The organism is Bradyrhizobium sp. CSA207, from assembly GCF_029051685.1.
Classification (GTDB): domain Bacteria; phylum Pseudomonadota; class Alphaproteobacteria; order Rhizobiales; family Xanthobacteraceae; genus Bradyrhizobium.
In genome coordinates this window covers 184,044-197,981 of sequence record NZ_JAACFT010000011.1, presented here as the reverse complement: position 1 = coordinate 197,981, position 13,938 = coordinate 184,044, and the positions used below count along the sequence as shown (strand labels likewise).

General features: G+C 65.4%; 12 protein-coding genes. 5 read left to right on the top strand and 7 right to left on the bottom strand.

The window, feature by feature from the left end; all coding sequences use genetic code 11:
* Window positions 1–68: 68 nt before the first annotated feature.
* From GWG65_RS14875 to GWG65_RS14850, 6 genes are all read right to left on the bottom strand, one after another.
* Window positions 69–1,940: an ABC transporter ATP-binding protein gene (locus tag GWG65_RS14875; protein ID WP_275196306.1), complete on the bottom strand. Its 1,872-nt coding sequence runs from the start codon at window positions 1,938–1,940 to the stop codon at window positions 69–71.
* A 201-nt stretch (window positions 1,941–2,141) separates the two neighbouring features.
* Window positions 2,142–3,068: a glyoxylate/hydroxypyruvate reductase A gene (locus GWG65_RS14870; protein ID WP_275196305.1), complete on the bottom strand. Its 927-nt coding sequence runs from the start codon at window positions 3,066–3,068 to the stop codon at window positions 2,142–2,144.
* A gap of 12 nt (window positions 3,069–3,080) precedes the next feature.
* Entirely contained in the window at window positions 3,081–4,409 is a 1,329-nt protein-coding gene (locus GWG65_RS14865; RefSeq protein ID WP_275196304.1) for an FAD-binding oxidoreductase, read from the bottom strand.
* A 43-nt stretch (window positions 4,410–4,452) separates the two neighbouring features.
* Entirely contained in the window at window positions 4,453–5,328 is an 876-nt protein-coding gene (locus GWG65_RS14860) for an ABC transporter permease (protein ID WP_275196303.1), read from the bottom strand.
* Complete coding sequence (locus GWG65_RS14855; protein WP_275196302.1) at window positions 5,328–6,278, bottom strand: ABC transporter permease; 951 nt, start codon at window positions 6,276–6,278, stop codon at window positions 5,328–5,330. Before GWG65_RS14855 ends, GWG65_RS14860 begins: the two co-directional genes overlap by 1 nt.
* Before the next feature lie 27 nt (window positions 6,279–6,305).
* Window positions 6,306–7,997, bottom strand: coding sequence for a peptide ABC transporter substrate-binding protein (locus GWG65_RS14850; RefSeq protein WP_275196301.1), 1,692 nt, complete (start codon window positions 7,995–7,997; stop codon window positions 6,306–6,308).
* A 218-nt stretch (window positions 7,998–8,215) separates the two neighbouring features.
* Here GWG65_RS14850 and GWG65_RS14845 point away from each other — a divergent pair, with 218 nt between their 5' ends.
* Window positions 8,216–8,848 carry a cupin domain-containing protein gene (locus GWG65_RS14845; protein WP_275196300.1) on the top strand — a complete coding sequence of 211 codons (633 nt, stop codon included), beginning with the start codon at window positions 8,216–8,218 and terminating at the stop codon, window positions 8,846–8,848.
* 163 nt (window positions 8,849–9,011) lie between these two features.
* Entirely contained in the window at window positions 9,012–9,170 is a 159-nt protein-coding gene (locus tag GWG65_RS14840) for a hypothetical protein (protein ID WP_275196299.1), read from the top strand.
* Window positions 9,171–9,215: 45 nt separating this feature from the next.
* Here GWG65_RS14840 and GWG65_RS14835 read toward each other — a convergent pair whose 3' ends face one another.
* Window positions 9,216–10,241, bottom strand: coding sequence for an AraC family transcriptional regulator (locus tag GWG65_RS14835; protein WP_275196298.1), 1,026 nt, complete (start codon window positions 10,239–10,241; stop codon window positions 9,216–9,218).
* A 189-nt stretch (window positions 10,242–10,430) separates the two neighbouring features.
* Between GWG65_RS14835 and GWG65_RS14830 the strand changes: the two genes are divergently transcribed.
* The 3 genes from GWG65_RS14830 (at window position 10,431) to GWG65_RS14820 (ending at window position 13,679) form a co-directional block, all read left to right on the top strand.
* Window positions 10,431–10,880, top strand: coding sequence for a cupin domain-containing protein (locus tag GWG65_RS14830; protein ID WP_275196297.1), 450 nt, complete (start codon window positions 10,431–10,433; stop codon window positions 10,878–10,880).
* 106 nt (window positions 10,881–10,986) lie between these two features.
* Window positions 10,987–12,477 carry an NAD(P)/FAD-dependent oxidoreductase gene (locus GWG65_RS14825; protein WP_275196296.1) on the top strand — a complete coding sequence of 497 codons (1,491 nt, stop codon included), beginning with the start codon at window positions 10,987–10,989 and terminating at the stop codon, window positions 12,475–12,477.
* A gap of 128 nt (window positions 12,478–12,605) precedes the next feature.
* On the top strand, window positions 12,606–13,679 hold the full coding sequence (locus GWG65_RS14820; protein WP_275196295.1) for a hypothetical protein: 1,074 nt from the start codon (window positions 12,606–12,608) through the stop codon (window positions 13,677–13,679).
* Window positions 13,680–13,938: the final 259 nt, after the last annotated feature.

Genomic DNA, 13,938 nt, shown 5'->3' with positions numbered 1-13,938 from the left:
TGGGCAGCGGCCGGCCTGTAGTACCTCACTACGACATGGCGACGGAGCGTAAGGACGCATTTCACGTCTCAGGCCGACCACTCCTCGCCCCAGATCTGGACGACGTGGCCCGGGGACACTTCACGATATTGCCGGACCGGCGGCTGGTAATCGGGCGCGCGCATGGGGCTTCTGATCTCGTCATTCGAGACCTCGCGTTTGGCGCCGCCGCGGCGTGCGGGGTCGGGCACCGGCACGGCGGCCATCAGCTTCTTGGTGTAGGGATGCTGCGGATTGCCGAACACGGCGGCACGCGGGCCGATCTCGACGATCTCGCCGAGATACATCACCGCGACACGGTGGCTCATGCGCTCGACCACCGCGATGTCATGGGAAATGAAGAGATAGGCAAGTCCCATGCTGGCCTGGAGGTCGAGCATGAGATTGACCACCTGCGCCTTGACGGAGACGTCGAGCGCCGACACCGCCTCGTCGGCGACGATCAGCTTCGGGCCGAGCGTGAGCGCACGCGCAATGCAGATGCGCTGGCGCTGGCCGCCGGAGAACTCGTGTGGAAAGCGCGCGGCCATGTCCGGGGTCAGGCCGACACGGACGAGGAGGTCCGCGACCTTGTCTCGCGCTTGCGAGGCGGTGGCGAGACCGTTGGCCAGCAAGGGCGCGGCGATCGCCGTTCCCACCGACATGCGCGGATTAAGGCTTGCGAACGGATCCTGGAACACGATCTGCATCTGCTTGCGGCAGTCGCGCAAGCTGCGGCCGCTCATGCCGAGGACATCCTGGCCGTCGAGGAGAACGGTGCCGGTGTCCGGCTCGAGCAGCCTGAGGATGGAGCGGCCCGTCGTCGACTTGCCGCAACCGGACTCGCCGACCAGCGCCAGCGTCTCGCCGGCACGTAGAGTAAAGGAGACGTTCTCGACCGCATGGACGCGGCCCGAGACTTTTCCGAACAATCCCGACCGGATCGGAAAGCGTGTGGTGAGGTTGGACACTTCGAGCAGCGGCCGCTCGGCAATCGAGACCGTATCCGGCGTCTGGGTCGGTTCGTCCGACATCCCCGTGACCTTATCCACGATCGGAAAACGCATCGGCCGCGGCCGTCCGTCCATGGAGCCGAGGCGTGGCACGGCCGCGAGCAGCGCACGGGTGTAGGGATGCGAGGCTGCAGCGAAGATGCGCGCGGTCGCATCAAGCTCCACTGCCTGTCCGCCATACATCACCACGGTGCGGTCCGCGATCTCGGCGACCACGCCCATGTCGTGGGTGATGAAGAGGATCGACATCCCCTCCTCTTGCTGCAGCTCTTTGAGCAGCTCCAGGATCTGGGCCTGGATGGTGACGTCGAGCGCGGTGGTCGGCTCGTCGGCGATCAGCAGTTTCGGCCTGCAGGCCAGCGCCATCGCGATCATCACGCGCTGGCGCATGCCGCCGGAGAAACGATGCGGATGCTCGTGGAAGCGCGATTTCGCCGCCGGGATGCGGACGCGATCGAGCAGCCGCACGGTTTCGGCCTCAGCGGCCGCGCGCGACAGGCCGCGATGGTAGATCAACGCCTCGGCGATCTGGAAGCCGATGGTGAGCACCGGATTGAGGCTCGTCATCGGCTCCTGGAAGATCATGGCGACGTCGTTGCCACGGATATCCTTCATGCTGTGTTCGGGCAGCGTCAGCAGATCGCGGCCGGCCAGCATGACGCGGCCGTCGATGCGGCCGCTCTCCTTCGGGATCAACCGCATGATGGAGAGCGCGGTGACGCTCTTGCCCGAGCCGGACTCGCCGACGATCGCCACGGTCTCGCCGGCGGCAATGTCGAACGACACGTTGCGGACGACGGGAAGCCACTGCCGCTCGCGCATGAATGATGTGGTCAGGCCAGAGACCGACAGGACTGGCGCCTGGGCCTCTGCAACCACATGGTCAGGTGCGCTTGCGCCAATGCTCATGCGAACATCCTCGCGCGTGCGGCGACGAAGGTGCGCCCCCTCCCCCGCTTGCGGGGGAGGGTTGGGGAGAGGGTGCATCCACAAGCGACACTCCCGATGAGGAACGAGCCCTCACCCGCGCCTTCGGCGCGACCTCTCCCGCAAGCGGGAGAAGTATGAGGAGCCCGTAGCCGCACCGATGTTACCATCACCATCTCACCCTCAGTAACCGCGGCTACGATCGACACGCCCCGGCAATTCTTCGCCGCGCTGATGACGCGCGATGACGTCGAGCACGTAGTCGACGGCCGTGTCCGGCGTCGTCATGCTCGCATTATGTGGAGTCACAAGGATGCGCGGGTGGCTCCAAAACGGATGGCCTGGCGGCAGCGGCTCGGGCTCGGTGACGTCGAGCACCGCACCCGACAGTGCGCCGCTGTCGAGCGCCTTAAGGACATCGGCTTCAACCAGGTGCGGACCACGCCCGACATTGACCAGCGCCGCACCGCGCGGCAGACGCGCGAACAGGTCCGCATCCAGAATACCGCGCGTCTCGTCGGTCAGCGGCAGCAGACAGACGAGAATGTCGGTGCGCTCGAGGAAGGCCGGCAGCGCGTCCACACCCGCATAGCAGGACACGCCTTCGATCTCCCGCGGCGAACGATTCCAGCCAAGAAGCGGAAAGCCGAACGCCTTGAGCCGTTCGAGCACGGCCAGGCCGAGCTGCCCGAGCCCCATCACGCCGACACGGCGCCGCTTCGCCGGTGTGATCCGGATCTCGCGCCAGACCTGCTCTCGCTGCTGGGCGATGAAGTGCAGGAGATCGCGATGCAACGCGAGCACGGCCATGGTGACGTATTCGACCATGGTCTCGGCAATGCCGGGCTCAAGCATGCGAACCAGCGGAATGTGCGGTGGAAGTCTGGCGGCATCGAACTGGTCGACGCCGGCGCCGACCGAGAAGACGAGTTCGAGATTGGGAAAGCTTTCCGCGATGTCATCCGGCGGCACCCAGGCGACCAGATAGCGCACGTCCGCGGGATCGCCGATGTCGGGCCAGAGCCGGAACGGCATATGCGGCGCGCGCTCCGCGAAGAACGTCGCCCATTCCGCGCCGCGCACCATGTTGGCCTTGTAGAGAACCGTCATGCCGCCAAGCTCTCAGAACGGGCTGACCGGCGCGAGCCGCCGGCCGTCGATCAAGCGCTTGTGGCTATAGGCCACGGGATCCACCAGCGGCGTCGAGCCCGTGACGATGTCGGCAGCGAGCTTGCCGGCCGCAGGCCCAATACCAAAACCGTGGCCGGAAAAGCCGGTCGCGAGGAAGAAGCCGGGCACCGCATCGACCGGCGCGATCACCGGAATGGTATCGGGCGTGCAGTCGATCGTGCCGCCCCAGGCTTCCGCGATCTCGATATCCTTCAATTCAGGATTCGACTTGATCAGAGCGGCGAGTGCCGCAGTGACCAGCGACATATCCGGCTCGGGATCGCGCACGCGCTCCGTTTCGAACGGTGACGGCTTGTCAAGACTCCAGCTCGTGCCGCGCACGACCTGGTCGAAGAACGACTTGCCGAACGACAGCTTCAACCCATTGCGGCGGTGCAGGTAGGTCGGCCAGAAGGTCCGCGCATATCGAAAGAGATCGGGCGACAGTTCGACCGTGCCGCGGTTGCGCAGCGCCAGCGTAAAGCCGCCGTCGAGGCGGCGGCGGATGCAGTAGAAGTCGGTGCCGAGCGCGCCCGATGTGATCTCCGGCCCGGGCGTGGTCCGGCATGCGGTGGCGTTGACGAGGCCAATCGGCAGCTCGATGCCATGGCGTCGGCAGAACAGCGACGACCATGCGCCGCCCGACAGCAGCACGGATTGCGTGCGTATGGTCCCCTTCTCGGTGACGACGGCGCTGACCCGTCCGCCTTGCGTCTCCAGACCGCGCGCGGCGCAGCCCTGGTGAATGGTGACGCCGTGCTTGCGCGCAGCGGTCGCGAGCGCCGGCACCGCCATCGACGGCTCGGCCCGGCCGTCGCTCGGCGTGTGCAGGCCGCCGACCCATTTGTCGGTGGTGCCGGGCAGGCGCTCGGCGATTTCGGCCGGCGTCAGGATGGTCGAATGAACCTGCTGCTCACGCGCCATCGCCGCCCATCGCTCCCAACTGGCGAGTTCGTCCTTGCTCTTGGTCAGGAACAGCACGCCGGTGCGGCGGAAGCCGGCGTCGACGCCGGCATCGTTCTGCATGTCCTCCCACAGCCGAAGCGCCTCGCGGGCGAGCGGAATCTCCTCGCGCGCGCGGCCCTGCTGGCGGCACCAGCCCCAATTGCGGCTGGACTGCTCGCCGCCGACATGGCCCTTCTCGACGAGCGCGACGGAATGGCCCTTCTTTGCCAGATGATAGGCCGCGGAGACGCCGATCACACCGCCGCCGATGACGACGACGTCCACCTGCGCCGGCAGGCGATCGTCGCTGGTTATACGGGTGAGCGGCGGGGACATGGGACACTCCGGATATTCAGTTCGATCAAAGCAAGTCTGCTGGTCATGGGATGTTCATCCGCGGATCGAGCGCGTCGCGCAGGCCGTCGCCGAGGAAGTTGAAGCTCGTCACCGCCAGCGTGATGACGACGCCCGGCGCAATCGCGAGCCACGGCGCGCTGGCGAGATAGATCTGCGCATTGTTGAGCATGTTGCCCAAGCTCGCGGCCGGCGGCTGGATGCCGTAGCCGAGATAGCTGAGATAGGATTCCAGCAGGATCGCCTTGGCGACGTTCAGCGTCGCCGCCACCACGATCGGCGCGATCGCATTGGGCACGAGCTCGCGGAACATGATCCGCAGATTCGACGAGCCGAATGCGAGTGCAGCAACCGCAAACTCGCGTTCACGCAGTGAGCGCACTTGGGCCTCAACGACGCGGGCCACCCACATCCAGGCGGTCGCCGCGATCAGCACGGTGGTGGTGACGAGACCGGGCTCGGTGAGCGCCGCCAGCGCAATCAGCAGAAATATCGTCGGAAAGCACAGCACGGCATCAACGAGCCGCATCAGCACTGCACCGACCACGCCGCCATAGAAGCCGGCGAAGGCGCCGACGACGATGCCGACTGCCATCGCCATCACCATCGCGACGATGCCGATCGAAAGCGAGACACGCGCGCCCATCATCAGCCGCGCCAGCACGTCGCGACCGAGCTCGTCGGTGCCGAGGACGTGCGCGCCGGAAAATGGAGGCGCGAACCGCTTCAGGATGTCGATATAGGTGTCGTCGAACGGCAAGAGATATGGACCGAACGCCGAGCCGAGGACAAGGACGAGAATGATCAACGCACCCGCGAGCGCCAGCCGGTGGCGGCGGAATCGCCGCCAGGCGGCCTGGCCGGGCGCGAGCTGGACGGTGGGGAGAGCAGCGCTTGTCATCACCCCACCCGGATGCGCGGATCGACGACCGCATAGAAGATGTCGGCCAGCAGTGAGCCGATCAGCACCATCATCGCCGAGAACATCAGAATGCCCATCACCACTGGATAGTCGCGATAGCCGATGGAATCGAGAAACAGCCGGCCCATGCCGGGCCAGGTGAACACGGTCTCGGCGACCAGCGCCCCTCCAAGGAGCGTCGGAAATTGCAGGCCGGCAACGGTGATCATCGGCAGCAGCGCGTTGCGCAGGGCGTGCACGGTGAGAATGCGCCATTCCGGCATGCCCTTGGCGCGCGCGGTGCGGATGTAGTCCTGGTTGACGACCTCGAGCATGGAGGAGCGCATGAAGCGGCCCCACATCGCGGTCTCGACCAGCGCCAGCACCAGCGCCGGCGCGATCAGATGATGCAGCAGGTCGAGCAGCGAGCCGTCGCCGACGGTCTGCCGGTTGCCGGCCGGCAGCCAGCCGAGCTTCACCGAGAACACATAGATCGTGACGAGCCCGAACCAGAAGGTCGGAATCGACAGCGCGATCATGGCCCCGACGGTCGCCAGCGAATCGAACAGCGAATAGCGGCGCAGCGCGCCGAGCACGCCGATCCAGCAGCCGAGCAGCACCGCGATGATCGTCGCCGTCGCCATCAGCTCCAGCGTGGCGCCGAGATGCGACGAGATCACCGACAGCACCGCTTCGCCGTCGCGATAGGAGCGGCCCCAGTCGCCCGTCAGCATGCGGCCGAACCAGTCGAGATACTGGATCGGCAACGGACGATCGAGGCCGAGCTGCCGCGTGACGCGGTCGAGATCCTCCTGCGTCATCTGCGCGGAGGCGGCAAATTGCGACAGCGGACCGCCCGGTGCCAGATGCAGGATGGCAAAGCCGATCGTGGAGACGATCACCAGCAACATGACCGCCTGCGCCAGGCGATTAACGACGTAACGCACCATCTCAGACGGGCCCGCGCACCGGACGCTTCACGCCCAATACCATTCGCGGATGTTCCAGCAGTTGATCGACATGTTGATGTTGGGGCGGAAACCCTGAAGCCCCTCCTTCACGCCTTCGGCAATGAAGCCCTGGAACAGCGGCAGGATCGCGAGGTCGTCGCGGATCAGCTTTTGCAGGGCGCCATAGGTCGTCTTGCGCTGCGCCAGCTCGAACTGTTTTGCGCCTTCGGCGAGAAGCCGATCCGCCTCCGGGCTGCGGTACTGATAGGTGTTGTAGCCACGGCCGCCCTTGGCGGGAATGGCGCCGGAGCCGAACCGCGGCGTCACGTCAGGGTCGCTACCCAGCATGAAGTTCACCCCGACTATCACCGAATTGAATTTTGATTGCTGCCAGAAGTCGCCCCAGATGACGGCCGCAGGCATGTTGTTGACGCGCATCGCAGCGCCGATCGCGCGCCAGTCCTGGATCAGGAGCTGCTGTGTCTGCTCGCGCACCGCGTTGCCTGACGTCGTCGAGTTGGTGAATTCGAGCTTGACGCCGCCCTTCTCGCGCACGCCGCCGGAGCCGCGAACCCATCCTGCCGCATCGAGCAGCGCATTGGCTTTTGCGGGATCGTATTTGTGCTGCGGCAGTCCCTGCTGGAACGACCAGGCCTGCTGCGGCACGAAGCTTTCGGTCTGCCTCGGCAGGCCGTAGTTCAGCGCATCGATGATCGCCTGCTTGTTGATGGCGAGATACAGCGCCTCGCGCACCGTGCGGTCGGCGAAAGGACCGAACTCCAGATTGGGCGCGATGTGCTCCACCGAGGACGTCGAGGAGACGAAGATCCTGCGGCCCTTCAGCGTCTTCGCCTCCTGCACGAAGTTCGGCAGGATGCCCTGCAAGCCGGTGTAGTCGACCTGACCGGTACGGAACTGCGTGTAGAGAACGGTGAGGTCCGGGATGTATTTGAACACGACGCGTTCGAGGTAAGGCCCCTTGCCGTGGTAGCCGGTATGGGCATTCAACTGGATGTGGTCGCCCGGCACGCGCTCGCCCCAGCGGAACGGTCCGGTCCCGACCGGCGCGTTGTGGAACGGCGAGGCGTTCGGATCGGTCACCTTCTCCAGGATGTGCTTGGGCACGATGAAGGTCAGCGCTCCCAGGATCGACATATAGGGCGAGTAAGCAGCTTCCATCCGCCAATGGATCTCGTCGGGCGCGACGATCTTGATGTCCTTCACCAGACTATGGCCGACGCGGCTGCGCGCGCGGAAATCAGGATTGTTGATCAGATCGAGCGAGAACTTGACGTCCTCCGCCGTGAACGGCGTGCCGTCGTGCCACTTCACGTCGCTGCGCAGCTTGATCTTCCAGGTCAGGCCGTCGGCCGACAGGCCGCCATTCTCGATGGTCGGGACTTCGCGGGCGAGGTCGGGAACGAAGTTGCCGTCGGGATCGATGAACCAGAGCGGCGAGAACACCTGCCACCAGATGCCCTGATCGACCTCGATGCCGGGCATCAGGGGATGAAAGACGGTCGGCTCCTGCGACAGGGCCGCGATCACCTGCCCGCGCGGCTTGTCCGGCGGGTTGGTTGAGCGTTCGCTCTGGGCAAAGGCGGAGCCCGAAAGACTCCACCCTGCCGCCGCGCCAGCACCGAGCTGAAAGAACTGACGGCGATTCGGAATGCCGAGATGCGGTGCCCCAACGCCGAACCGGCCGGTGTCGTCTGCCATGACCACTCTCCGTTGTCGCACGCGGCACCATCTCCCGCGCCCCCGAGACCCCGGCAAGGGACAGGAGTGGGCTTTAGTGCTTCTAAATTTTTCTATCAAAAGTTCATCATGACTAAATACAGCTGTCAATCACATTGCTAGTATGCGCGACCTTTTCACTCTGACTGAAGCCTCGGACCGGTGCGGTCCGGCGGCGAGATGATGCATGGGAGAGCGACATGGATGGTCGCGGCGACACCAACGGTCCGAAGGACGCCCCGGCGATCGAGAGCGACGATACGGTCGACCAGCGCCTCGGCGAGACCGTGCGGCTGCTCCGCCAGCGCGCCGGCCTTTCGATCCAGGACGTCGCCAACCGCACCGGCCTCTCCAACGGCATGATCAGCCAGCTCGAACGCGCGCGCGCCATGCCGTCGATACGCACGCTGCGCCTGCTCAGCATCGCCCTCGACGTTCCCATTTCCTATTTCTTCGAGACCAGCGATCCCGCCGACGTGCAGCGCTATATCGTGCGCAAGACCAGCCGGCGGCTGCTCCGGCTCACCGCCAGCGGCGTCGTCAAAGAGGCGCTGACACCGGCAGACCAGGGCCAGCTCGAGCTCTACGAGCTCACGCTCAATCCCGGTGCCTCCTCCGGCACCGACTTCCTACAGCACACCGGCGAGAAGGCCGGCTATATCCTCTCGGGCAGCCTGCGGCTGTGGCTCGACAACCAGGCCCATGTGCTCGAGGCCGGCGACAGCTTTCGCTTTCCGAGCATCGTGCCACACATGTTCGACAACCCGACCCAGCTGGTGGCGCGCGTGATCTGGGTGACGACGCTGCGCCAGGCCGATTCGCCCGCAGGTTGAACCGCGGCGGGAAAAGCCGGCCGCCTCGCGCCGCCGACCCTCGACGCCGACGCGGGCAGTCTGTAGCTCACATGAAGCCGGACTCCTCCACAGTGCCGGCACAGGCTGGGGCTGGCGTCTTTGGTGTGAGACCATGAAACTGAGGAGGCTTGTGACATTTGCGATGGCCGTGCAGGTCGTCGTGACCGCCGCGGCCCTCCTCGCCTCCTATGCCCTGACCGGCACCGCCGGATTCGGTATCGCCCAAATCGTCGCGATCACGGCAAGCGGTGCCGTTGGTGCTGGCCGATGTCGAGCGCTTCCCGCGCAAGCAGTCGGTTGAAGACAACGGCACGACCCGGTCGCGAAGATAGCTCATCGTCCCTAGTTAGCTCATCCGTCGTCTCAGCGTCGCAGATGGCGTCTCGCCGAATTTTTCGCGATAGGCGCCGGCCATACGACCGAGATGGGTGAAGCCGAGATCGAAGGCGATGCCGGTGATGGAGGCATCAGGGGCGGCGTGCGAGAGCCGGGCGTGTAGTTTGGCAAGGCGAATGTCGAGCAGCATCTCCGAGATCGACACGCCGAAATGCCGGCGGAAGCCAAGCTGGAGCGCGCGGATGCCAACGCCGGAGGAGGATGCGAGCTGCACGAGGTCGAGCGGTTCGCAGGCCATGTCGTGGAGACAGTCGCGCGCGGCGCGCAGGGCGCGCGGCAGGCGTTCGGCCCGGCCCGAGAAGGTTCGGACCGCGCCGGACAATCCATGCGGCTGGGCGTTGAGAAGATGGTCGAGCAGCGCCTCGCGCCAGTCGGCGCCGGCGACCGCCGGCAGCCTGGCGCCGGGACCGAGGCGCTCGGCGAGCGTCATGAGGTCATCGAGCTTCGCCCAAAGGCTGCGCGCGGCCGGGTTCTCGAGATCGATCGCCGGATCGAACTCGATCGTACCGGCCGCCCTGCCCGACAATGCAGCGGCGCGCTGCTCGACCAAGCGGCGATCGAGCAGCAGGATCGCCTGCGCGCAACCGGTCCAAACCATTCGGGTCGGAATCGTCGGCGACAACAACGACGCCGTCCGCTCCGGCGCGGTGTCGAGTTCGCGGGCGCCGGCACGAATGCGGGCCGTGCCCGCGAGCGGGATCTGCACCAGAAAGAAGCGCTCAAGGCAGCCGGGATCGATCGTGACCGACCCGCCATAGGCAACATAGTTGATGGAGAAGCCGTCGAACGCGGCGCAATTGTGCGTAGCGTAGAAGCCGGATGGCCGCGCCTGGGCCGGCATCAGGTCATGCGGGCAGAAGATTCGCCCGATCTGCTCGGCCGCCTCGTCGACATCATCAGTGGTGACGCGGGCGAACGCCGTGAGCCTTTCGGTACCGGGCCGACGCGCACTCATCTCGAGCTCGGCAGCGGACATCGTCGACCACCCTTCGCGCCAGGGAAGTGTTTTAAGCCTATAAGAGTTCCCGGCCCGCGGAAAGAGCCCTAAGGCAAAAACGTCGGGCTGTGCGGCCACCGGCCGCGCAGGGATTCGTTTAGCGGATAGACAGCGCCCTGCGCGTGCCCGAAGCTCCACCCTCGCTGGGATCCACGATGGAGGCGAGCCATGACTGCACTCGAGAAGGGCATTACCGCGAACGGCACCGGATATGGCGGCAAGACCTGGAACATCCTGGGCCAGGTCTATTTCCCCAAGGCCGTCACCGACTCCACTTTCGCGTTCGAGACCAACAGCGAGCCGGGCCAGTTCGTGCCGGTCCACATCCACCCGACCCAGGACGAGTTCATCCTGGTGCAGGAGGGCGTGCTCGACCTCAAGCTCGACGGACAGTGGGTCAAGGCCCATGCCGGCGACCTCGTGCGCATGCCGCGCGGCATCCCACACGGCTATTTCAACAAGTCGGATAAGCCCTGCCGTGCGCTGTTCTGGGTCTCGCCGATGCAGAAGCTGGAAGCGTTGTTCAACCAGCTGCACAATCTGACCGACCCGGCCGAGGTGGTGCGCATCTCGGCGCTGCACGAGGTCGACTTCCTGCCGCCTGAAGCGAGCGACTAGGCGGCCGGCCTCCTCCCATTTCTGCTTCGTCGCAGGTCGAGCGGCCGTACAGCGCGGCCGAACGCGGCTTGCTGTGCTCAGAACACTCGAACTAGCGAGCAATCCGATGGTCAGCCCAAAGCATGTCTGCGTAATCGGCGCCGGCGTCTCCGGCCTTGCCGCCGCCAAGGCGTTCTCGACTCGCGGTCACCGGGTCACGATTGTCGAGCGCAGCGGCGATCTCGGCGGCGTCTGGGAGCCGGCGCGCTCCTATCCGGAGGTGCAGACCCAGAGCCCGAAGGAGCTCTACCGCTACACCGACCGCGCCATGCCCGACTCCTACCCGGAATGGCCGACCGGGCCGCAGGTCCATGCCTATCTCAACGACTATGCCCGGAAGTTTGGCCTCGACGCCATGCTGCGCCTCAAGACCGGGGTATCGGGCATGGAGCGGCGCGCCGACGGCAGGCCTGGCTGGACGCTCGCGCTCGCCAACAAGGACGGTGCAGCCTCGTGCGAAGATTTCGACTTCGTCGCGGTCTGCACCGGGCAGTTCAACGAGCCCCGGGAGCTGCACTGCCCTGGCGAAGACGGGTTTGTGGCGAAGGGCGGACAGATCCTGCACTCATCGAAATACAACGATCCGGCACTGACCAAAGGCCGCCGCGTCGTCGTGCTCGGCGGATCGAAATCGGCGACCGACATCGCGGTGAACGCCGTGAAGGCGGGCGCGCGCGAGGTGACGATCGTGATGCGCGAGCCGGTCTGGCGCATTCCCTATTTCATCGGCGGGCTCGTGAATTTCAAGCGCATCCTCTACATCCGCGCCCAGGAGGAGATGTTTCCGGGCTGGGGTATCGGCGCCATGTCGCGCCTTGCGCACCGCATCGCCGCACCCTTGGTCTGGGCGAACTGGCGCGGGCTGGAGAGCCTGTTGAAGGCGCAGCTCAAGCTGAAGCAATGCAACATGGTGCCGAAGGCGCGGATCGAGGATGGCGTCAACTGCTCGGTGCCGATCGCAACGCCCGGCTTCTATCCGATGGTGGCCGACGGCCGCATCAAGGCCGTGTTCGGCAGCTTCGATCATTATGACGGCGACAGCATCGTGATGAGCGGCGGCGAGCGCGTCGCTGCGGATGTCGCGGTGCTCGCGATCGGCTACAAGCTCGGCGTGCCATTCCTGCCCGCCGCGTATCAGGCAAAGCTGGTCGACCCGGACGGGCAGCACCGGCTCTATCGCCTGATCGCCAATCCCGATCTGCCGGACATGGGCTTCGTCGGCTTCAACTCCTCGTTCTGCACCGTGCTTTGCGCCGACCTCGCCGCCAACTGGCTGGTCCGTTATGCCGACGGTCAGCTCGCACGTCAGCCGAGTGCGCAACGGATGCGCGACAACATCGAGATGATGCTGCACTTCAAGCGGGTCGAGCGGCCGGCCGCCGGCGTCTACGGCGGTCTTTGCGTCGCGCCCTATCACTACCGCCATTTCGACGAGCTGATGGCCGACATCGGCACCAAGGAACAAAAGCTCGGCGGGCTCGCAGGCCGCTTCCAGCCGCCGGATGCGGATGCCTACGCGAAGTTCCTGGCTTCGGCTCCGGACTATCGTGCGGCGTGACGGCGGAGAATTGCGGTTGCGCGGATTTGCATCTCGTCAGCCCTCGTATCTGATGCTTACGATCCTCATGGCCATCGAATCGACAGGCTTCATCGACACACCTTGTCGCGGACCTTGGGGAACGGGCAATGAGAACGAGACGTCTTGCCGTTGCAGCCTTCGTGGCTGTTACCTTCGCCGTCATGGCGCCCGCCATGGGACAGAAGGATGCACTCACCACCAGGCAATCCGATGCGCTTGCCGCCTACGAGCGCGCGCTCGTCGGTTTCAAATCGATCCTTGCCGAGCGGCGCGGCCAGATCGAAGCAAAGCAGCCACTGCCGAACCTGCCGGGACAGGCGATCTATCTGGCGCGGGTCGCGGTGATCAGTACCTACAAGGATCTCACGGACGCCATGCCGTCCAGGATCGGAAGGCCGAACAAGTTCGAAATTCCTCCGGCCTATTTTGATGCCGACATCGAACCGCTGATCGACGAATACGGACGGCTGTTCGATCTGATGGAGGCGCCGCCGGCCGGCGCGCAAGCATCGGCAACGCCATTCAAGGACGTCGTCGATCTTGCGGTTGCGATCGCGCGCGCCAACGGGCTTGCGCCGGTTCACGCCGAAGCGGCGGGCCGGATCAGCCTCGGGCTGTTCTTTGCGGAGACCAACGGCAAGCAGAATGTCCGCAACGGGCGCTCGAACACCTATATGGGCAGCTTGCAGACCGGCCCGTCCGAAGACCGGAACGGGCACCGGAAATGGGAGGCCATCAAGCCTGCCATCGCCGCGGCCGATCCCGAGCTGAACGCGCGCGACGACAAGGAAGAGGCGCGCGCCCGCGGCACCGATCACCGCTTCAACCATTGGACCGCGGTGCGCGACGGCCTCATGAACGCGCATGCGGAGCTTTTCGCGGAGATCCCTGTGATCGTGAAGACGCTGCCCGATCCGATCGACCAGATGAAGCTGTTCGAGCTGATCCAGATCATTCCCACACCGACGCGGTCAGCGCTCAAATCGGGCAATCTGCTGGACTACAGGGTGTCGAGTCCCACCATCATGAAGCATCTGCGCAACAACAGCATCTTCGCCTTCGGACAGGCCGACAGGTCGCGGACCTCGGCAAGCTTCCGCGAAATTCTCGGCGCCATGTGGCTGTTCAACAGGAAGTTCGAACGGGCGCTGGCGAAATACGTGGAGTTCAAGGGGCGGTGAAAGATCGATCGGCCGCAGGCGGAGCGGGTCGATGCTACTGGACGTTCCTGGAAGCGAACGACGTCAGGCGCTGGGCGGGCCCGCGATCGCTGCCGATGTGGCTGCCCCTGCCCGACTTCGCCGGCTCGCGAGGCCGGATTGACCTCACCGCGCGCGATACGCTCTGTTGGCTACGCGCCAGCAACGGTACCGTCATCGGTCTCACAAGCGATGAAGAGACAGAAGTGCTGGCCGCGTGGCATGCCGGCGGGACGGCTTA

What these genes read in the sequence shown, in the direction of transcription:
- GWG65_RS14875 (WP_275196306.1), bottom strand. Translation starts at nt 1,940, where the DNA reads ATGAGCATTGGCGCAAGCGCACCTGACCATGTGGTTGCAGAGGCCCAG.
- GWG65_RS14870 (WP_275196305.1), bottom strand. Translation starts at nt 3,068, where the DNA reads ATGACGGTTCTCTACAAGGCCAACATGGTGCGCGGCGCGGAATGGGCG.
- GWG65_RS14865 (WP_275196304.1), bottom strand. Translation starts at nt 4,409, where the DNA reads ATGTCCCCGCCGCTCACCCGTATAACCAGCGACGATCGCCTGCCGGCG.
- GWG65_RS14860 (WP_275196303.1), bottom strand. Translation starts at nt 5,328, where the DNA reads ATGACAAGCGCTGCTCTCCCCACCGTCCAGCTCGCGCCCGGCCAGGCC.
- GWG65_RS14855 (WP_275196302.1), bottom strand. Translation starts at nt 6,278, where the DNA reads ATGGTGCGTTACGTCGTTAATCGCCTGGCGCAGGCGGTCATGTTGCTG.
- GWG65_RS14850 (WP_275196301.1), bottom strand. Translation starts at nt 7,997, where the DNA reads ATGGCAGACGACACCGGCCGGTTCGGCGTTGGGGCACCGCATCTCGGC.
- GWG65_RS14845 (WP_275196300.1), top strand. Translation starts at nt 8,216, where the DNA reads ATGGATGGTCGCGGCGACACCAACGGTCCGAAGGACGCCCCGGCGATC.
- GWG65_RS14840 (WP_275196299.1), top strand. Translation starts at nt 9,012, where the DNA reads ATGGCCGTGCAGGTCGTCGTGACCGCCGCGGCCCTCCTCGCCTCCTAT.
- GWG65_RS14835 (WP_275196298.1), bottom strand. Translation starts at nt 10,241, where the DNA reads ATGTCCGCTGCCGAGCTCGAGATGAGTGCGCGTCGGCCCGGTACCGAA.
- GWG65_RS14830 (WP_275196297.1), top strand. Translation starts at nt 10,431, where the DNA reads ATGACTGCACTCGAGAAGGGCATTACCGCGAACGGCACCGGATATGGC.
- GWG65_RS14825 (WP_275196296.1), top strand. Translation starts at nt 10,987, where the DNA reads ATGGTCAGCCCAAAGCATGTCTGCGTAATCGGCGCCGGCGTCTCCGGC.
- GWG65_RS14820 (WP_275196295.1), top strand. Translation starts at nt 12,606, where the DNA reads ATGAGAACGAGACGTCTTGCCGTTGCAGCCTTCGTGGCTGTTACCTTC.